The sequence below is a fragment of the Shewanella aquimarina genome, assembly GCF_023349185.1.
GTDB classification, from domain to species: Bacteria; Pseudomonadota; Gammaproteobacteria; order Enterobacterales; family Shewanellaceae; genus Shewanella; species Shewanella aquimarina.
In genome coordinates this window covers 80,850-100,095 of record NZ_JAKIKY010000016.1, presented here as the reverse complement: position 1 = coordinate 100,095, position 19,246 = coordinate 80,850, and the positions used below count along the sequence as shown (strand labels likewise).

At 52.2% G+C, this 19,246-nt stretch carries 16 protein-coding genes; 6 read left to right on the top strand and 10 right to left on the bottom strand.

The features are described from left to right. On the top strand, window positions 1-543 hold a 543-nt coding region (locus L2731_RS17690; RefSeq protein WP_249254711.1), incomplete at its 5' end, for a transposase. Between the two features lie 1,676 nt (window positions 544-2,219). On the opposite strand, the gene L2731_RS17685 is transcribed toward L2731_RS17690, so the two are convergent. The 3 genes from L2731_RS17685 to amrB form a co-directional block, all read right to left on the bottom strand. Further along, window positions 2,220-5,285, bottom strand: coding sequence for a putative Ig domain-containing protein (locus L2731_RS17685; RefSeq protein ID WP_249254710.1), 3,066 nt, complete (start codon window positions 5,283-5,285; stop codon window positions 2,220-2,222). 1,335 nt (window positions 5,286-6,620) lie between these two features. Continuing rightward, window positions 6,621-7,196 (bottom strand): AmmeMemoRadiSam system protein A, encoded by a 576-nt coding sequence (amrA, locus tag L2731_RS17680; RefSeq protein WP_249254709.1) that lies wholly within the window; start codon window positions 7,194-7,196, stop codon window positions 6,621-6,623. After that, the gene (gene amrB, locus L2731_RS17675) at window positions 7,174-7,989 is read right to left on the bottom strand and encodes an AmmeMemoRadiSam system protein B (protein WP_249254708.1); all 816 of its coding nucleotides are present in this window, start codon (window positions 7,987-7,989) and stop codon (window positions 7,174-7,176) included. Before amrB ends, amrA begins: the two co-directional genes overlap by 23 nt. A 64-nt stretch (window positions 7,990-8,053) precedes the next feature. On the opposite strand from amrB, the gene amrS reads away from it, so the two are divergent. Further along, complete coding sequence (gene amrS, locus L2731_RS17670) at window positions 8,054-9,148, top strand: AmmeMemoRadiSam system radical SAM enzyme (protein ID WP_249254707.1); 1,095 nt, start codon at window positions 8,054-8,056, stop codon at window positions 9,146-9,148. Here amrS and L2731_RS17665 read toward each other — a convergent pair. The 3 genes from L2731_RS17665 to L2731_RS17655 all read right to left on the bottom strand — a co-directional run bounded on the left by L2731_RS17665 (window position 9,130) and on the right by L2731_RS17655 (window position 11,935). Further along, a complete protein-coding gene (locus L2731_RS17665; RefSeq protein WP_249254706.1) occupies window positions 9,130-9,798 on the bottom strand; it encodes a class I SAM-dependent methyltransferase in 669 nt (222 codons plus the stop codon). The two genes, amrS and L2731_RS17665, sit on opposite strands and share 19 nt — an antisense overlap. A 210-nt stretch (window positions 9,799-10,008) precedes the next feature. After that, window positions 10,009-10,893, bottom strand: a complete 885-nt coding sequence (locus L2731_RS17660; protein WP_249254705.1) for a tetratricopeptide repeat protein — start codon at window positions 10,891-10,893, stop codon at window positions 10,009-10,011. Window positions 10,894-11,200: 307 nt separating this feature from the next. Beyond that, a complete protein-coding gene (locus L2731_RS17655) occupies window positions 11,201-11,935 on the bottom strand; it encodes an EAL domain-containing protein (RefSeq protein WP_249254716.1) in 735 nt (244 codons plus the stop codon). A 375-nt stretch (window positions 11,936-12,310) separates the two neighbouring features. Between L2731_RS17655 and L2731_RS17650 the strand changes: the two genes are divergently transcribed. Further along, the gene (locus L2731_RS17650) at window positions 12,311-12,700 is read left to right on the top strand and encodes a TonB-dependent receptor (RefSeq protein WP_249254704.1); all 390 of its coding nucleotides are present in this window, start codon (window positions 12,311-12,313) and stop codon (window positions 12,698-12,700) included. A gap of 188 nt (window positions 12,701-12,888) precedes the next feature. Here the strand turns inward: L2731_RS17650 and pepA are convergent, their stop codons facing one another. Next, window positions 12,889-14,397, bottom strand: coding sequence for a leucyl aminopeptidase (pepA, locus tag L2731_RS17645; protein ID WP_041510261.1), 1,509 nt, complete (start codon window positions 14,395-14,397; stop codon window positions 12,889-12,891). Window positions 14,398-14,617: 220 nt separating this feature from the next. Between pepA and lptF the strand changes: the two genes are divergently transcribed. Both lptF and lptG read left to right on the top strand, forming a co-directional pair. After that, on the top strand, window positions 14,618-15,730 hold the full coding sequence (gene lptF / locus L2731_RS17640; RefSeq protein WP_249254703.1) for an LPS export ABC transporter permease LptF: 1,113 nt from the start codon (window positions 14,618-14,620) through the stop codon (window positions 15,728-15,730). After that, entirely contained in the window at window positions 15,727-16,785 is a 1,059-nt protein-coding gene (gene lptG, locus L2731_RS17635) for an LPS export ABC transporter permease LptG (RefSeq protein WP_239849775.1), read from the top strand. The genes lptF and lptG overlap by 4 nt, the downstream gene beginning before the upstream one ends. Before the next feature lie 97 nt (window positions 16,786-16,882). On the opposite strand, the gene L2731_RS17630 is transcribed toward lptG, so the two are convergent. The 3 genes from L2731_RS17630 to L2731_RS17620 form a co-directional block, all read right to left on the bottom strand. Continuing rightward, on the bottom strand, window positions 16,883-17,392 hold the full coding sequence (locus L2731_RS17630) for an RDD family protein (protein ID WP_144200947.1): 510 nt from the start codon (window positions 17,390-17,392) through the stop codon (window positions 16,883-16,885). A gap of 61 nt (window positions 17,393-17,453) precedes the next feature. After that, complete coding sequence (locus tag L2731_RS17625; protein WP_239849777.1) at window positions 17,454-17,714, bottom strand: DUF2960 domain-containing protein; 261 nt, start codon at window positions 17,712-17,714, stop codon at window positions 17,454-17,456. A gap of 9 nt (window positions 17,715-17,723) precedes the next feature. Further along, window positions 17,724-18,236 carry a GNAT family N-acetyltransferase gene (locus L2731_RS17620; protein WP_239849778.1) on the bottom strand — a complete coding sequence of 171 codons (513 nt, stop codon included), beginning with the start codon at window positions 18,234-18,236 and terminating at the stop codon, window positions 17,724-17,726. Between the two features lie 320 nt (window positions 18,237-18,556). Between L2731_RS17620 and L2731_RS17615 the strand changes: the two genes are divergently transcribed. After that, window positions 18,557-19,192, top strand: coding sequence for a YqiJ family protein (locus L2731_RS17615; RefSeq protein WP_239849779.1), 636 nt, complete (start codon window positions 18,557-18,559; stop codon window positions 19,190-19,192). Window positions 19,193-19,246: the final 54 nt, after the last annotated feature.

Sequence of the window (19,246 nt, the reverse complement as noted above, 5' to 3'; positions counted from 1 at the left end):
ACCCAGCTACTTGAAATGGCAACGATGGAAAAAAATCGTCTCCAAATCATGCCTAAAGAGCTTCATAAATCAATTAATACTTTGCTTAAATCACTTAACCTGCAAATAGATAAACTTACGGAAAAACTCGATAAGCTCGTAGCCCAGGTCAAAGAATGGCGCGTCAAATCGGAAATATTGACGAGTGTTCCTGGGGTGGGGAAAGTGCTTTCCTACACTCTGCTTAGTGAAATGCCAGAGTTAGGAAAACTAAACCGAAAAGAAATTGCCGCCCTAGTTGGTGTCGCTCCCATGAACCGCGAAAGTGGTTCTTACAAGGGTAAACGCAGGATCCGTGGTGGTCGCCACAGAATACGTACAGTCATGTTTATGGCGATGATGTCAGCCATACAGTGTAATCCTGTTTTTAAGCGCTATTACCAGCGTCTCAAAGCGGCTGGCAAAATGCCAAAAGTAGCACTGATCGCCTGCATGCGAAAGCTCATCGTGATCTTGAATACCATGCTTAAAAGCGAGGAGCTGTGGTGCGCAAAAAACGGATAAATATATTGACTAAACACCACAGTCACTTGTTATGTTTGATGCTTAGGTAAAATCGAAGCTTAGTATTTCACCTGTATCGTTTAGCTCATCCCAAACACAGCTTACTTTTGTTTGGCTATTGCAGTTGTTGCATGAAACTTTGCCGGAGGCAGAATATTGAGTTGTATGGTTGCCAGATTGTTCTGAGTCTTCAACTTTTAAGTCAGAGTGACTGAACTCGATCTCTTTTCCACACTCATCATTACTACACGTTATTGTTGGCATATTTTTATCCTTGAGTTTGATTTTAAAACATAACGATCGTGGTTCACGAGCCGAAGGTCTCGTGTAACGGCTTGTTCTTTACTTTCGGAGAGAGGAGGTTATTGCTACTCAATCCGTGAGTTCATATTCCATGCCCTTTGGGCTTATGTTAGGCCCCTGCGGCGTGAGGGAAGCATCGCTTCTTTACTTGAAGTCGATTGCAGGTCTCTTAAAAGCTTCGCTTTACGAGCCTTAGCAAGTGCCTTAAAGCTATCATAAATGAGGCATTTCTTCCATCGCGTTTGGCGCTATCTACTCCTTCGGCGAGACTTAAATGTCACTTCTATTTTTGCTAAAAATCGTCTACCGCAGGTCAAGAACAACTTATCAGTGAGACCTTGCAAGGTACGCTACCTTGTAAGGTAGGAGACCAAGCATGTAAATAAATGGGGCAGAGTAAACTTTTTGAGGGATTTGATTGGCGTATGGTGGTTGGCTTTTTCATTCCCTGAATGGCGTAGTCGATGTTTGATTCGAGTTGGCCTAGCTCTGTCCTTAAGTGGTGATACTTTAATCTAATTGGTTGGTTGTAATCAACATGCTGTGTCACATATTTGCCTGTTTTTTATCGAAAATAATAGTTTGTCTTAGGGATAATTCAGTGAGGTTAAATCGAAGAGACGTTGGATACGGGTGTAAGCACACTTTTGGCTCTCGGCGGCATGGACGCCGCCGTGAAGCCTCCAGGGACGGAACCTCGGCGTGCCAAAAGAGTGCTTGCACATCCCCCGCCGGGCAGGCGTTAGGTTACAGCGAAGGTGCGACCTTCAAATCTCCTGCCAATATCAATGCAGCCAAATGTTGCCTCCTAATCGACAACAATCGACAACAATCGACGCTAAATCGAAGAGACGTTGGATACCGGGTGTAGATACGCCGGTGACCTTCGGTTTCAGGGATGAAACCGCAGAGCGGCCAGGGATGGCGCACAGCGTGTCACAGGTGTATCTGCACAACCCCCGCCGGGCAGGCGTTAGGTAACAATGAAGGTTCGACCTTCAAATCCACTTTGCCAAAGACCACGACGTGAAGCGTTAACACTCAGTTTCTGACATTAACCACAATGTCCTCCATTCCCGCCGGGCAGGCGTTAGATTGCCATGAAGGTTCGACCTTCAAATCTCCCGCCAATATCAATGTGGCCAAAATCTCCTTCCCAATCGGCAACATTGAAGCCAAGTCGAAGAGACGTTAGATACCGGGTGTAGATGCATCTGCGGACGGCGATGATAAGCGGCAAATCCCCCGCCGCGTGTTGTGGCAAAAAAAATCCCCCGGGGTGGTGGGGGATTTGGGTGCCATTCAATCTAGGCAAAGGGAGTGCCTCTAACCTGATGAGCGTCTTGCCATCGAGCTAGAGGCCAAGGTTACCATTAATGGAATTTTCTACGGATGGCCAATGGGAGGAGCAGCAAGACCAGGTATCCCAGGCTACCGCCACCAGAACTCTCTTCTTTGACCTCGATTGAGAGGTTTGCGTTTGTGCTGAGTCCCATGGTGTCGGTGGCCGTGACCACTACGCTAGATTTACCCGAGATCTTGCTGCTACCGCTGAGTTGGCCTTGTGCACTTAGGCTGATACCCGATGGTAGGCCTACGGCTGTAAAGCTCAGGGCATGACCATCGGCGTCGGCAAATGCGCTGGCTAAATCGCGAGAGACGGCTTCGCCAGCTTTGAGTGACACAGCACCCAGCCCTGAGGCTGTTGGGGCTGAATTCACCTGGATGGTAGCAGACACAGAGGCCCTGGCACCTAAGGTGTCTGTAACTGTGGCGAGCACCTGATGTTCACCTGCCTGGGTGAGTTGTCCGTAAGCCATGCCGAGGGCATTTACCTCGAGCGCCGAGCCTTCATCCGTTGTAAAGGTTAAGTCCTGGCCCTCTGAATCGCTTACCGCATCGGCGAGGTTAAAGGTGATATTCTGCCCTGGATTGATCCAATAGGTGTCGATGGCTTCAACGACAGGGGCCGAGTTAGCAAAGAAAGGCAGGCTAATGCTGAGCGTCATATCTTTGCTGTCGGTCACCAGGATGTCGAGTTCGCCCGAGTCATGGCTTGTCGTGTCATAGGTGAGCACGCCCGACTCAGTGAGTTCGGCATCAGAAGGCAGGTTGGCAGAACTAAAGATGAGTTGATCATCATTGTCGGCGTCAAATACGAACTCACTGATATTACGCTCTACTTTCTCCCCTTCATTGGCTAGTAGGGGCATGAGCGCAGAGGTCAAAATTGGACTGGTGGCGATATCGGCCCGCATCAGTAGGTTGTTGGAGTAATTGAGGCTCGCGTTAAAGATCAGGTTCTGTTTTACCGAATCGTCATAGGCTATCTTCCTGGTATTTAAGCCTGACACCCCTAAGTCCTGAGCCATGATGCTCTCTAGCTGTTTCCAGACGCCGCTCTGTCTGTCGATAGCATAGGTGTTCAGATTATTATAATTAGCGTTTACGACGTAATCTTCAGATATGAAGGTTAAGTCATTGGAATAAAGCCCTGAAACAAAAGAGGTCGACATAAATGACAGGCTGAGATCGTCATTAATCTTATAACTCGAGACTGCGGAGTCGTTTATAAAATAGATGTTCTTGCCGTTTGTGATGATCGTTGCGTTGTCGGGGACCGAACCAGAGAGATCTATGCCTTCTTCAAGATCGACGTCCTTGTTCGCAATGTCCACACCGACGAAATAGAATTTAGTGTTTTCTCTGTCCCAGACATAGGGTTTTCCGTCGACGAAGCCTATGCTCCTATAGCTGTAATAGGTATTAAAGAGCGCTGAATCTAAGGTGTCGATAAAGGTCGGATTATTGTCCGCATCCAGGCTAAAGAATGCATAGCCGCCATCTTGTGACAGAAACGCCGCGACTCCACTGCTCGGGTCAAACTGGGCAGAATTACTGTTACTGTGGTAGTAAAATGGATTTCCCGATGCGGTCAGAGGTTTCATCTCTGTCGAAATAACCCCTTTATCATCGACCTCTAGGGCCATAAAGCGCTCATTTTGTGAATTCGGTGTAAAGTTAAAATATCTCCCCGCGAGGAGTATGTTGTTGCCTTTAACGACGACCCTATCTATGGACGGCGATGCACCGTAATCGAAACCCAATTGTTCCCAAGTCGTAGAATAGAGTGGGGTTTGAGCGCTTGCGTCGGCGAGCATTGAATAGATGCCTTGTCTATCAATAGCAACAATGATATCGAGTGACTCGATAAAGGCGATTTGGGTACTTGAATCGCCGAAAATCGGCATATTTTGTTGTCCATCGACTAGGGTATCTTTTTTGACAAAGTCATAAGCCGTGGAGCTGTTGGCAAAGAGTTCGGCCTTTTCATTCTTCATTCTCCAGCCGATTCCATCTGCGACAGTCAGTTGACTCAGGTAGACACTGGTGGTGACTGTGTCTTCCAGTGTAAAAGAGGGCGAAGCACCGTCATTGAAACGATAAATTTTACCAAGACTGTTACTTTTCTGAACAAATAGTTTGCCATCAATTAGTGTGATTGAGTTGCTATTTACATAGGTATTGAAAGTATTGTAGATGGTGTCACTGTAGCTGGCCGTTAACGTCTTATTCGTCTCATCTAAGTGGTAGACGTTAATATTACCACTCTCAGTTATAAATATATTCTTGGTATTAGGATCGAACTGGATGTTATTAATATTTTGATAGGTGCCGATCAGGGGGAGCCGGGCAATTTCAGTTGTCGAGCCATTTGTTGAGTCGAGTTTGAGTGCAATTAATGCAGAGGTCGAATCATAGGTGGTGCCACGGCCAAAAAGGAGTAAAGTTTGGTTGGCTTCATCATATTCAACTCCCGATACGCTCGAAGGGAGTTTATCGCTGTCGACTAGAATAAAGGGGCTTAGCTCTCCGGTGACTTTATCCCTTTTGGCAATAGATAGGTGATTTTGGTAACTATTCCAGCTGAAGAGATAGTTTCCATCATCAGAGATCTGGCTCTTGGTACTATAATCGATAGAATGAGTACCTATGCTGGTATAGGTAAATTTGGTTTGCCACACTTTATTATCAGAATCTAAGCTCATCACCTCTATCTGATAGTGACTGTCTTCCCTTTTCTTTAAATACATAAACTTGGCGTCGGGACTCAGAGAGATATTGTCGCGGTTGTTATAGTAATCCTCTTTTCCGATGCTCTGCTTACCCATATAGCTTATGGTGTTGTCATCGTTAGCAAAAAAAGTATGCAAATAATGATTGTCTACGCCAACGGCTAGTTTGTTCGATGCATAAAATTGATAGATGTCATGAATATGACCTTCATTAATTACGCCTGTATTTTCAACGGCCAGAGCATGCTGCATGTGTTCGGTGATAGCCGTTGTTTGGGCTTCGTTATAGACAACGCCGTAAGATTGAAATGAAGACAATAGGCCGAGAGCAGCCAACCAACAGAGAGGTTTAGTGGTGATCATATGGGGCAACATCCATTTATAGTAAAAATTCCTAAAGCACACCCAAAGTCAGTGTGCTATTTATTCGCCGCTTATATTAGCGTTAGCGATTATTTTGAGCATTTCGCTTTATTGAATTAGTGGAGGAAATGAACAGAATAATTGAGCGAGAAAAATACAGACTTACACACAAAAGTGCAACATTTTTAAATAAACTTGTTAACTTTAGTATTAGCTTAAATGTCTATGTCTCTAAACTCGAAAGGGCTAATTTTCCCTTATAACGCGATATTCCGGCTAAGTAGGTGGGATGGTGAATAACTGGGGCTTGAGCAAACCTTTAAAGGTTTTTATCGATACATGTTGCTAAGTCTTTTCATTCCCAGAATGGCATGGTTCATGTCTGATTCGAGTGGGCCTAGCTCTGTCCTTGATTGGTTGCACATTAAGCGATTGGTCAGGTAGCAATCAACATCTTCGGTGACATTTTTGTACGTTTTTTTCTTAAAAATAATAACTTGTCTCAATGCCACCCAATGAAGCTAAATCGAAGAGACGTTGGATACTCAGTGTAAGCACACTTTTGGCTCTCGGCGGCATGGCCAAAAATGTTCCCTACATTTTTTGGCATTCCCTACATCCATGTAGGTCAGTACCGCCGTGCCAAAAGCGTGTTTGGCTTTTTCTATCGATAACTAATGCAGCTAAATCGAAGAGACGTTTGATACCGGGTGTAGATACGCCGGTGAGCTTCCGAAATAGGGCCGAAAATGTTCCCGACATTTTCGGCATTCCCTCCATCCGTGGAGGTCAGATGATTTCGCAGAGCCTAAAGGGATTTATTCACGGCATCTCACAGGTGTATCTGCACAGCCCCCGCCGGGCAGGCGTTAGATTGCCGCGAAGGTTTGACCTTCAAATCTCCCGCCAATATCAATGCAGCCAAATGCTGCTTCCCAATCGACAACAATGAAGCCAAATCGAAGAGACGTTGGATACCGGGTGTAGATACGCCGGTGACCTTCGGTTTCAGGGATGAAACCGCAGAGCGGCCAGGGACGGCGCACAGCGTGTCACAGGCGTATCTGCACAACCCCCGCCGGGCAGGCGATAGGTTGCCATAAAGGTACGACCTTCAATTTCACCTAGCAAACGACCACAACGCTATGCGCTAACCTTCAGTTTCTGATATTAACCACAATGTCCTCCATCCCCGCCGGGCAGGTGATAGATTGCCATGAAGATTCGACCTTCAATAGTCTTGCCGAGTATCCAATCAGCCAGATGCTAAATCCCCAACCTATGCCAAATCCCAAGCCTACGCCAACTGCTACCTGGCCAAAGCAGCGCCGAAGGTCATGATGAAATGACCTCTGTGGTAAACCGGTGCAGCGTGATGGTGTCACGCCAATAATCTTGTGGCCAGCCGCCTTTCTGTTTCAGGGCATCGACAAAGTCCCTGGGGGCGGGCAGGCTCTGCCATACCGAGGGTAGAAACAGGGCGCGGCGCTGGCCGTCATCCATCAGCAAGCCATCGACATTGGGGCGTAGCGTGGATCGCAGGGCACCTTCGCCCTGATTGTCTATGGGGACGAGTGGCGAGAGGATGGAGATCTCTAGGCTGAGGGCGTCGCGCTCGTCATCTTGTAGCGGGGCAAAGCGGCGATCCTTAAAGGCGGCGCTATAGGCATTTTCACAGGCGCATTGCCACAGGGGATCGCTGGCATCCACCCGGCCTATGCAGCCTCTGAGTTCACCGGCTTTGTGCAGGGTGACGAAACAGGCCGCTGGCGTCAGCAGGGCCTCACTTTCTGGCGGTTGTGGCAGCACCAGGCGCCCTCGGGTTAGTCCCTGGTCTATCACCTGCCATATCAGATCGAGCAGGCAGGCTTTATCGCCGGCGCTGAGTTCAATAGAGGACGAAACTGGCATAGCCGACGACCTCTTCATTGTCTCTGGGGGCGCGATGTTCATTGTGCGCCATGATATCGCCCGAATTTGCGTGGCTGACACATTGGATCTGCCAGCCCTGTTGTTTGCCATAGTCGAGCAGGCCGTTGATGGCATGACAGCCGCAGGCTTGCTGGGACGTCAGGTGGGTGTCCAGGGCCAGAATTGTGCTGCGGGTCTCCTGGTCGAGGCGATTAGCCAGAGGATAGGGGTGGTAGTGGCTGAGGTCGCTGCTGACGACGACCAGGGGCGCGGGCCTATCGGGGGCATAGCTCAGGGTGGCCTTAATCAACTTGCTGATCGCCTCACTGCCAGAGTCGCCGACCACCACGGGCACTAGGCTAAAATCTGATAGGCAGTATTGCAGCAGGGGCAGCTGCACCTCCAGCGCATGTTCCTGCTGATGGGCGGTATCTGATTCTATGGCTAACCTTTGATAGAGTAGGGCCTCGACCAATTCGCGGTCGATGGCGACCTCGCCCATGGGGGTTATAAAGCGGTCGCTGCGGGGCAGGGCGGCGCCGCTGAGACCGACGTAGTGACTCGGCCCTAGTAGCAAGACTTTGTTATAGGCTGGTTTTTTGTTGGCAAGCAGGCGATAGGCGGCTGCGGCAATGGCGCCGGAATAGAAATAACCGGCATGGGGGGCGATGATGGCCTTGGGGACGATAGTGCTATGGTTAGGCTGGTCAAAATAATTGGCGATCTGCTGTATTAAATCACCAGGGTTATCGGGATAAAAACGCCCGGCAACCGCGGGTTCTCTGTACCTCATGGCTCTCTCCCGAGCGGTGCTCAACTATACTTTCAGTGTAGGCCATCGGCAGGGGGATCGCGCCATGAATCAAACGCCGCCGAGATATTTTCCCACCCAATATTGGCATGCCTTAGACGATGGGCGTGTCTGCTGTGATGTCTGTCCGCGCAAGTGCACCCTGCGCGAGGGCAAACGCGGCGCCTGTTTCGTGCGCATGCACCATCAAGGCGAGATAGTGCTGACCAGTTATGGCCGCTCTTCAGGTTTCTGCATCGACCCTATTGAGAAGAAACCCCTGAACCATTTCTACCCGGGCTCCAGCGTGCTGAGTTTTGGCACCGCGGGTTGTAACCTGAGCTGCCTGTTTTGCCAAAATTGGGACATGAGTAAGTCGCGGCAGATGGACACCCTGTGCGATAGCGCCATGCCAGATGAGCTGGCCGCCACGGCTCGCCGCCATGGTTGCAAGAGTCTCGCCTTTACCTATAACGACCCCGTGGTGTTTATGGAGTACGCCATAGACGCCGCCCAGGCAGCCCATGAGCTGGGGCTTAAGAGCGTGGCGGTAAGCGCGGGTTATATCTGCGAGGCGCCGCGTGCCGAGTTTTACCAATATATGGATGCGGCCAATATCGACCTTAAGGCCTTTAGCGAGTCCTTCTATCACAAGATCTGTCATGGTCAGCTGCAACCTGTGCTGGAGACCCTGCTCTATCTTAAGTATGAGACCCAGGTGTGGTTTGAGATAACCACCTTGTTGATCCCCGGCGAGAACGATAGCGACCAGGAGCTCAACGCCATGTGCCAGTGGCTGGTGGAAAACTTAGGCCCGGATGTGCCGCTGCATTTTAGCGCCTTTCATCCCGACTTTAAGCTGCTGGACAAGCCGGTGACGCCCCTGAGTACATTGCAACGGGCGCGGCGTATCGCCCTCAATCATGGCCTGCACTATGTGTATTGCGGCAACGTGCACGACCCAGATTCGGACGCCACCTACTGCGCCAGCTGTCACAAACGCCTTATCGAGCGCGACTGGTATCAGCTGGGGCAATATGCGCTGGATGAGAAGGGGGCCTGTCGCTATTGCGGCGTGCCGCTGCCGGGCCGCTTTGCTAAGGGGCGGGAAGATTTCGGTTCACGGCGCATCGCGGTGCGCATTCATCGCGATGAGGCCTGAGTCTCTTCGGGCTTGCTGCCGGCCTGCCTGGGCTTGAGCGCCACCCCACGTATGGTGGGTCGAGCCAGGGGCATCGCCTTACGCATGCTCTCACGGGTGATCGATTCTATCTGAAAGCCTGCGCGGCGGATCTGCGCCTCCGTCTCTCGGTTGAGGTGGCAGTTGCCCGCGATGCGGCGCCAGATGAAGTTGACCCTGTCTTGCCAGCGTCGCCTGCGGGTGCCCTTTTCTGCGGCGACATGTTCGAGAAACAGCAGGTGACCACCGGGTTTGAGCACGCGCCAGATCTCCGCCAGTGTCGCGGGCAGATCCACCACGGTGCAGCAGACCAAGGATACAAATACCCAGTCGATACTCTCATCCTCGCAGGCCAGGGCTTCCGCCGGGCAGTCCAGCACTGTGATATTGCTATCGGGTAGCTCGGCGACAGAGCGCTCCAGGCGGCGTCTCATGTCCACATCGGGTTCGGTCAGCACCAGCTCGAGCCCAGGCACATTGGGGTAGAGGGGCAGGCTGGCGCCGGTACCCGCGCCGATCTCCAGCACGCGGCCGCCGACCTGGCTGAGCAGGATCCGGCGCCAGTCGATGAGGCAGGCCTGCTCGGGCCCGCGCATGAAACTGTCGTAACAAAAGGCGATGATGCGAGACATCTTGGCCTCCGGTTCACACGCCGCGACCAAAGAGCACGGCGGCGTATCATGAATGACTTATTTAAGTATGGGCCCTGATGTGGAAAAGGCACATCTGTAGTCCACCTTTAGGCCTTTAAGATTATCTTTAGGCCTTTAAGGCTTTCTTTGGACTTTGGACTTTGGGCTTTGGGGCTTTGGGGCGCCGTTGTGCCCGATATCTAGCTGTATTTAGTTCTCGCTGGTGGAGATCAAGAGATCAAACCTTGGGTTGTTTCTCAGGTTGGCGAAGTCATCCTCGTTGGCGGCGACCTCCTTGAAGGAGACGCTGTTTTCGATGGCCTGCTCGAGGTCAGACAGGGCGCGCTCTTCCTGTCCCAGACAGGCGAAGGCGCAGGCGCGCTGATAGAGGGCGTGGGCGTTGCTGCCGTCGACCTCAAGCACCCGGTTACACAGGCTGAGGGCCCAGTTAAACTCGCGCATCTCCATGGCCGCGTCGGCCTTGTAGGTCATGGCCTCGAGATCGCCCGGGCGTATGGTGAGGATCTCGTTATAGACGGCGATCTTCTGCTCCGGGGTCTGGGCGCTCTGGGATTGCAGCCAGAGGGTATGGATCTCGTTGATGATCTCGATCTCGCGATTGTTCTTGGTGATGATGCGGCTCTTACGCTTGAGATCTTGCTCGAGCACCTTGAACTTCTCCTCATATTGCTCGGTGATCGACTGCAACTGTTCGGCGGCGAGCTTGGCGGTGTTGGTCTTGATCTCCCTGAGGGACTGCCAGCCGATGAAGGCGATCAAGGATGCCACACCTGCGATGATGTAGAAGAAGTAGGTGACGGTGACGTTGGCATAGTTGAGGGACTTGTCGGCCACCGCCAGCTCCCGGTCGGTGATCTCGATTGTCAGGCGGCGCTCGAGATCTTGCTGCTCCATCCTAAGGGCCTTAAGCTCGTCGAGTATGTAACGCTCCACCAGCGGCTTGTCTAAAATCGGCTGCTGAGCATGGGTCAAGGCGGGCTGTGGCGGGTCAATCTTGGCCTCGTTGGCCCCCTGGACTGTGAGCGTCGTGGCGAGTGAAATAATGGCGATTAACAGGCAAAGTAAGCGTGGCATAACAGATTTCCGTCTTTAATTTAGGTCGTTAACTTAGTGTGGGTCGTCCTAATCTAGGGTCACACTAACAACATAGGGCGTTTGATGCCAATCTAATTGCCAGACGGAAAAGGTCAATTAGCCGGGCTGTTGGTCCACTAGGCTAGGGCCTGTTTATCTTTCGCGTTCATTTTTGCAGGGTTCGTCTTGAGCACGTTCAACGCTTTGTTACTCGGTTTTTATATAGAATAACTATACTACAAGCCTCATGCCGCGATTTGAACGTGCTCAATTAGAACAAAATTTGTTCTCAAAAGGTCAACAGGCCCTAGGGGAAAGCCACTTCGGGCAGGCATTCGAAGCCCGGCTTCGCAAACAGATAGCCCTGCATAAGCTCAACGCCTGCACCTTTAAGCCATTGCATCTCGCCTGGTGTCTCTATGCCTTCGGCCAGGCATTTTATCTTGAGTTGGTGACAGATACCGAGCAGGTGAGTAACTATGACCTGCCGGGTCTCGTCTCTATCTATGTTACGGATCAGCTCCATGTCCAGCTTGATGAGATCGGTCTGGAAGTTGGCGAGCAGACCTAAGCCGGCATAGCCGGCGCCAAAGTCGTCGATGGCGGTCATAAAGCCAAGTTCCCGGTAGTATTCCACTACGCGTTTGACGTGCCCACTGTCGGTTATTTTTTCGGATTCGGTAAATTCGAACATGATCCGCTCCGTCGGGAAGCCATACTCTCTTGCGGCCGCCAGAGTGGTACGAATACAACGTTCGGGTTGGTAGATGGCGTTGGGCAGGAAGTTAATGCTTAATATGGATTCCAAATTTAGCTTGGCCGCCAGTGCGATAGCCTTGACTCGACAGGATTGATCGAAGGCATAGCGGTTGTCGTCATTCACCCTTGAGATCACCGAATAGGCGGCCTCGTTATTGGGGCCGCGCACCAGCGCTTCATAACCAAATACCTTTTGCTTGGCGATATCGACGATTGGCTGGAATGCCATAGTGAAATCGAAGTCGAGAGCAACATTTTTGCTACACTGCTGACATCCTTTCATTGTCAATTGCGATTGTACAGCTTCCATTGAGTCATCCTTTAGCGCGCACTGTCTATCGTCCAATTTGTGACTCAAGGTCGTCCTTTGGCCACGTTTTTTAGACGTTAATTAGCTCAGTATAGTTATCATTTTTAGATTTAATATGTCGGGATCCATTTGAAGCCTTCGCAAGACGGCGGCAGGCCACCAAGGATATCGCCGAGTTTATCTTTCGCCTAAACATCTCAACCCATTGTAATAATTAAACTTGTCGCCTCACCAGTCAAGGGGCGTCTATCTATTTCAGGTTACCCTGAGGAGGTGACCTTGCTGGCTTTGGCCTACACTGGGTAGATAGCCAAAGATTGTAATTCAGCACTCTGGGGGAGTGTTCTCATGGATAAACGATATCTCTTAACGGCCTTTAGCTACGCCCTGCTCGGGCTGATGTTAGGCCTCTACATGGCGGCCTCCCATGACCATGGGCAGCTGGTGACCCACGCCCACATCATGATGATAGGTTTTCTGATCTCCTTTAGTTACGCCCTCTGTTATCGCTTGTGGCTAGAGGAATCCTCGGGGTGCCACAAGGGGGGATTAGTCACGGCGCAATTTTGGCTTCATCAGCTGGGCACCCTAGGGGTGGCCATCGGCCTGTTTCTGCTTTACGGCGAGTTTGTAGCGCTGGAGGTGGTGGACCCCTTCCTGGCGATCGCTTCTTTTAGTGTGTTTGGCGGCGTGGTGTTGATGATGGTGCAGCTGCTTAAGGCCAAGCAGGCGGGCTAAGCAGGCGGGCTATGCAGGCAGGTTAAGTCGGCGGACTCAGCTGGCGGGCCAAGCTGGCGGGCCAAGCAGGGGACTAGGCTTCTAAATAAACCCATTTAGGAAGAGTAAATCCCATAAAAAAAGGTGAAGCAATTGCTTCACCTTTTTTGAGTTAAACATGCCATGAGGCAGTGTTTAAGGGGAGTGCATTACTCGCCCTGTTCAACGCCTGCGCGGTTGATCAGGAACTGAGTCAGCAGCGGCACGGGGCGACCGGTTGAGCCCTTGTTGGCGCCACTGTTCCAAGCGGTACCGGCCACATCCAGGTGCGCCCAGTTGTACTTCTTGGTGAAGCGCGACAGGAAGCAGGCTGCGGTAATGGCACCGGCAGGACGACCGCCCAGGTTGGTCATGTCGGCAAACGGGCTCTCCAGATGCTCCTGATACTCATCCCATAGCGGCATGCGCCATGCGCGGTCGCCACTCTGCTCGCCGGCGTTGAGTAGCTCGTGCGCCAGCGGGTTGTGGGAGGAGAAGAGGCCTGAGGCGTGTTTACCCAGGGCGATCACACAGGCACCGGTAAGGGTTGCAGTGTCGACGACCAGCTCAGGGTCGAAACGCTCTACATAGGTCAGCACGTCACACAGTACCAGGCGGCCTTCGGCGTCGGTGTTGAGCACTTCTACCGTCTGGCCCGACATGGTAGTCAGGATATCCCCTGGACGATAGGCGTTGCTCGACGGCATGTTTTCACAGCCAGCCAATACACCTACCACGTTGATCGGCAGCTTCAGTTCGCACAGGGCCAGCATGGTACCGATAACGCCTGCGGCGCCGCCCATGTCATATTTCATCTCATCCATGGCTTCGCCTGGCTTGAGTGAGATACCGCCCGAGTCGAAGGTCAGGCCCTTACCCACAAGCACGATAGGCTTCTCTGTGCTGTCTACCGCGCCCTTGTATTCCATGACGGTCATGACCGACTCGTTATGGCTGCCGCGGCCGACGGCCAGGTATGAGTTCATGCCCAGCTTGGCCATCTGCTCTTCGCCAACGGTAGTGACTGTGAGGTTTTCATGGTTCTCGGCAATTTGACGCGCCTGAGAGGCCAGGTAAGCCGGGTTACAGATGTTAGGTGGCATGTTGGCCACGTCGCGACACAGCTGGGTACCTGTCGATACGGCCATGCCGTGCTCGATGGCGCGCTCGCCTACCGTGAGTTCGCGGCGAGTCGGTACATTGAATACCAGCTTGCGCAGCGGACGACGGGTTTCGCCCTTGCGGGTCTTGAGTGCGTCGAAGCTGTATAGGCTGTTTTGAGTCGATTCAACGGCTTCGCGTACTTTCCAATAGGTGTCACGACCCTTAACGTGCAGCTCGGTCAGGAAGCAAACGGCCTCCATAGAACCTGTGTCGTTTAAGGTGTTGATGGTCTTAGTGATGATCTGCTTGTACTGGCGTTCGTCTAGTTCTCGTTCTTTGCCACAACCTACAAGAAGGACGCGTTCACTCAACACGTTGGGTACATGATGCAAAAGTAGCATCTGACCTGGCTTACCCTCTAAGTCGCCGCGGCGAAGTAAGTTGCTAATGTAGCCTTCACTGATTTTGTCCAGTTGCTCAGCAATACCAGAGAGGCGTCTAGGTTCATAGACACCAACGACAATACAGGCCGAACGTTGTTTTTCCGGGCTGCCGCTCTTAACGCTAAACTCCATGAGCTCTCCTAGATTCTTAAAGACAAATATTATTATTTATTAGATAATGTCTGCTTGTGTCCAAAACGGACCTAAAATTGGTACACCAATGTTAATTTTTCAGGTGTTTTTCTGCCATTTTTAGTTAAAGGCTGGTCACAAAACTACCAAAAGTAGACAGTCTACATGAAAAGTGGGCTGATACCAGCATAAATATAAGTTTAGGGACTGGATCCTGCCTGTGATTGTATTTAGATACTTGATTCGTGAAGTTTTAAAAGCGCAGATGGCAGTGCTTTTAGTACTGTTAGCTATTTTTATTAGCCAACATTTTGTTCGTGTACTCGCTGATGCATCCGATGGCGAGTTTCCCGCCTCTCTGGTGATGACCCTACTCGGGCTCAATCTTCCCTATCTTGCCGTGCTTGTGGTCCCCCTGAGTCTGTTTTTGGGGATTCTGGTGGCCCATGGCCGTATGTACGCCGAAAGCGAGATGGTGGTCTTTCATAGCGTCGGCGTGAGTGAATGGTATGTCACCCGGGTGACCCTGCTGCTCGCCGTCGTCAATATGCTGTTTACCGGTTTTCTATCTATCTATGTCACTCCCTGGGCGGAAGAGACGCAAAACCGCGTGCTGGAGAATGCCCAGTCGGAAGCCGGTTTAGCGGCGCTGACCCAGGGACGTTTTCAGACCAGCCCTAACGGCCGCGCGGTACTCTTTGTCGAGCGTATCGGCCGCGACAATCAACTGGATAAGGTTTTCGTGGCGCAACTGCCCGACCCGGAAGATGGCGCCAGCCAGACCAATATCGTGGTGGCCCAAGGGGGCCGGGTGATCGAGGACGATAGCGGTGAGCAGCGCCTGGAACTTAACGACGGGATTCAGTATCAGAATAAGCCGAATCGTCTCGACTATCAGGTGGTCGAGTTTGCGGGATACGAGATGCAGATCAAGGAGCAGGAGGTGGATCAGCGTCGTCGCAAGTTGTCTGCCCTGCCTATCGACCAGCTGCTCGACACCGAGGGACCCGAGGCGGTGGCCGAGTTCCACTGGCGCCTGGCCATCCCGCTGGCGATCCCCTTCATGACGCTGATCGCCGTGCCCATGGCGCGAGTCAATGTTCGCCAGGGCAAGTTTGCCAAGATGTTCCCGGCCATCTTGCTCTATCTGGGTTATTTCGGTCTGATGATCGCCGGGCGTAAGGCGCTGGAGGATGAGGTGATCCCCGCCTACCTCGGCATGTGGTGGATCCATGCCTCGGCGCTGTGTTTGGGTATGTTACTCCTGAGTAAGGAGCGCCCAACAGGTGCCAAGCTTTCTGGCTTGATCAAGCGTAAGAAGGTGAATGCATGAGAATCTTAGACTTCTATATCGCCCGCGTCCTGGTCAGCACCTCGGCCCTGTGTTTGCTGGTGTTAACCGGCCTGTCTGGCATCATCAAGTGGGTGGATCAGCTGCGTCTCGTCGGCCGTGGTACCTATACCATGGTGGATGCCGCCATCTATGTGCTGTTTCTGATCCCCCGCGATATCGAGATGTTTTTCCCTATGGCCGTGCTTTTGGGGGCATTGATCGGTATGGGCATGCTGGCGTCGAACTCTGAGCTGGTGGTGATGCAGTCGGCGGGCCTTTCCCGCTTTCAGATCACCCTGTCGGCGATGAAGACGGCGGTGCCCCTGATGATCCTGGTGATGGCGCTGGGTGAGTGGGGCGCACCCGTGGCCGAGCGTCACGGTAAGGAGCTGCAGGCGGTCAAGCTTTCGGGCGGTAGCCTGTTCAAGTCGAGCCGAGGTATCTGGGCCAAAGATGGCGATCTGTTCGTCAATATCGGCGAGATAGAGGATATCAAGAGCCTGCACAATATCGTGCTCTATGAGTTCGATGACCATCTGAACCTGGTGGGGACCATAGAGGCGCGCCGCGGCGTCTATTCCAAGGATCATTGGCGTCTGCTGGATGTGCGTCAGACCAAGATCACGCCAGAACAGGTGAGCCTGACGGATCTGACTCTGTATCGCTGGGAGTCGACCCTGACGCCGGATAAGCTCAGCGTGGTGTCGGTAAAACCCGAGGCCTTATCGATTCAGGGCTTGGTGGATTATCTGGAATACCTCAAGGTGAACAACCAGGATTCTGGTCGCTATGAGCTGGCGCTGTGGCGCAAGATCTTACAGCCGATCACCGTGGCGGTCATGATGCTGGTGGCGCTCTCTTTCGTGTTCGGTCCGCTGCGTACCGTGACCATGGGCGCACGAGTGCTGCTGGGCGTGGTGGCGGGCTTCAGCTTCTATATCTGTAACGAGATCTTTGGTCCCATGACCTTGGTTTACGGCCTGCCAGCCGTGCTGGGCGCCGTCATGCCGCCGCTCATCTTCAGTAGCGCGGCCATCTATTATATACGCCGCTAGGCCATTCTTTAGGTCTAAGGCAGTGAGAAAAGAGCCCATTAGAAATGAGCTCAATAAAAAAGGACCCTTAGGGTCCTTTTTTATGTCTGGGTTTAGCTTATACGCCGTGCCAGTTACGCATCTGGTTGGCTTCTTTTGACAGTACTACCACTTCCGAGCGAGTCATCATATCCTGTAGTGCCAGCTTATCGCCGTTGATTAGGATCCAAAGGTTGCCTATGCCAAGTAGCGACCATACTAGGCGGGCCGTGGCGGTGATCATGCTCAGGCTCTGGCCGTTGGGGTGCTGGATCTTCAGGCGCCAGGCGCGCATGCCCAGTGTCTGGCCGCCGTAGCTCCAAAACAGCACATAGAAGAGGCCGACGCAGAAGGTGATCCACAGCTGATACACGCCCTTGTAGAGCGGTGTGCCGTTCAGCAGATCTGAGACATGCTCAAAGCCATTCATGGCCAGCAGGCCACTGCTGGTGAGGGCGGTAAAGATACCGAAGCCGATGGCACCGGCCACCATGTAGACGGCAACGGCCAGTAGCAGGTCGTACACTATCGCGCCCAGGCGGCGAAAGAAGCCGGCTCTGGGAAAATTGGCATGTTCAATATTAGACATTTAGGGCCTACATCATCTGGTAAAAGGTGAAAATGGGTGGCTTATTCTAGCTAACTTGGCCTTAGCTTTCATCCTGAGCGCTTTCATCTCGAATAAAGTGGATGTCGCTAAAGCCAAAGCGGGCGAACTCCTTCTGGCGATAGTCTTTCACCGCCTGGGAACCCTTGGAAGTCATGGCGACCTGAGCCTCCATGGCGTGATAGCGGGTCAGATCGATCCCTTCGGCCGCGGCCACGGCTTCATAGATGTCATGAAACTTGTCGTAGACGAAGTTGATCTCTTTGTATTGATTTTTAAAGGTATAACCGACTCTGCGGGCCATAGTAATCTCTTATTCTTGAAGTGAGGCGCCGGAGGCGTGCGCAGCTATGGCATACACCATATAACAGGCATCTTCCGGGTAGCTGTCCAGGGATTTGTCGATTATACGCGATTTAAAGCCCATACGTTGCCAATATGTGTGGGCGCCGCCCACGGCCACTAGAGAGATGCTGTCTAGCCCCTTGTCTTGCGCCCGCTCGATGAGGCGGCTAAACACGGCCGCCCCCGCACCTAGTCCCCGAGCCTTGGCGGAAAAGGCGATGTCATGAAGATATAGCGTTTCCTGCAAAGGTGCCTGCTCAAGTACCTGCTCCAGGCTCGGCGGCAGATCACGTTGCCAGGGATGGGCCAGGCAATAGCCGATCACCGAGTCGTTCTGGGTGACCACATAGCAGGTATCGGGGGAGAGCATCGCCTTGCTCTGCAGGGCGTCGAGGGATTCGGGCTCGATATTGGGATAACACTCATCCTGAATGTGTAAAATGCTTGGCCAGTCCTGGGCCTGAATAGCTCGTATTTGCATCGCTAATGTTTCTAGTCGTAAGGGTAAAGGTAGATGGGGCAAAGGCTAGATGTTCGCACAGCTTTCAGGCCTTATCAATGGTGTTGGCCAGGGCGTTAAGATTAGCAAAAACAAATGTGAATATTGGCTATTTACTCAATTATTCAGTCTGTTATTCTCTAATCTCGGTGGCTCGCCTACCTTGGCAAGTCGTATCTTGTCTGAGCCGCCCAGTTAGCCATTTTTTGGATAGGAACAGGCGTATAGCAATATACGTGCGCGACATTAAGCGGGCCTTAAATCCCCCTGGGGCAAGAGGCATTTTCTCATGGAGAGAGACTGTGGATTTTTTACTGCTTACCGATAACTTACCCTACAGCCTGGCGCTGGCCTTAGTGATCCTCCTTGGCCTGGTCGAGGGCTTCTCTATGGTATTTGGCCTCAGCCTGTTTGGGCTGCTGGACGATCTGACCCCCATGGAGATGGACGCCGATGTAGACACTGGCGTCTCGGGTGTCACAGGTGTCGCCGGCTGGCTCTGCCTTGACCGTCTGCCCCTGCTCATCTGGCTGGTGCTGGCCCTGACCAGCTTTGCCATCGCAGGCTTTAGCATCAACTATCTGGCGCTATCGATTGATACTGCCTTGCCAGCTTCTTTAAGCATTCCGCTCGCCATAGTGCTTGGCGCACTCTCCTGTCGATTTCTCGGCGCCCGTCTCGCTAATCTGCTGCCCAAGAACGAAACGTCGGCGATCTCTGTGGATGACCTCAGCGGCCTGGTTGGGGTGGTGACCCTGGGCTGTGCCCGCAAGGGATTTCCCAGCGAGGCCGTGGTGAAAGATGCCTATCAGCAGAAGCACTATGTGTTGGTCGAGCCTGAGCTGGCCGGGGAGGCCTTCTCTCAGGGCACCTCTGTGGTGCTGTTAAACCGTAATGGCCAGGTCTGGTCTGTGGTGCAATTTAACAATGAAATTTAGTCTTTGGCAGCCTTAAGGTTTGCCGGAAAACCTGCTTACAACAAGCTTAGATTA

Bases quoted from the DNA above. Each gene is read 5' to 3' on its own strand.
- L2731_RS17685 (WP_249254710.1), bottom strand. From the start codon at position 5,285: ATGATCACCACTAAACCTCTCTGTTGGTTGGCTGCTCTCGGCCTATTG.
- amrA (WP_249254709.1), bottom strand. From the start codon at position 7,196: ATGCCAGTTTCGTCCTCTATTGAACTCAGCGCCGGCGATAAAGCCTGC.
- amrB (WP_249254708.1), bottom strand. From the start codon at position 7,989: ATGAGGTACAGAGAACCCGCGGTTGCCGGGCGTTTTTATCCCGATAAC.
- amrS (WP_249254707.1), top strand. From the start codon at position 8,054: ATGAATCAAACGCCGCCGAGATATTTTCCCACCCAATATTGGCATGCC.
- L2731_RS17665 (WP_249254706.1), bottom strand. From the start codon at position 9,798: ATGTCTCGCATCATCGCCTTTTGTTACGACAGTTTCATGCGCGGGCCC.
- L2731_RS17660 (WP_249254705.1), bottom strand. From the start codon at position 10,893: ATGCCACGCTTACTTTGCCTGTTAATCGCCATTATTTCACTCGCCACG.
- L2731_RS17655 (WP_249254716.1), bottom strand. From the start codon at position 11,935: ATGAAAGGATGTCAGCAGTGTAGCAAAAATGTTGCTCTCGACTTCGAT.
- L2731_RS17650 (WP_249254704.1), top strand. From the start codon at position 12,311: ATGGATAAACGATATCTCTTAACGGCCTTTAGCTACGCCCTGCTCGGG.
- pepA (WP_041510261.1), bottom strand. From the start codon at position 14,397: ATGGAGTTTAGCGTTAAGAGCGGCAGCCCGGAAAAACAACGTTCGGCC.
- lptG (WP_239849775.1), top strand. From the start codon at position 15,727: ATGAGAATCTTAGACTTCTATATCGCCCGCGTCCTGGTCAGCACCTCG.
- L2731_RS17630 (WP_144200947.1), bottom strand. From the start codon at position 17,392: ATGTCTAATATTGAACATGCCAATTTTCCCAGAGCCGGCTTCTTTCGC.
- L2731_RS17625 (WP_239849777.1), bottom strand. From the start codon at position 17,714: ATGGCCCGCAGAGTCGGTTATACCTTTAAAAATCAATACAAAGAGATC.
- L2731_RS17620 (WP_239849778.1), bottom strand. From the start codon at position 18,236: ATGCAAATACGAGCTATTCAGGCCCAGGACTGGCCAAGCATTTTACAC.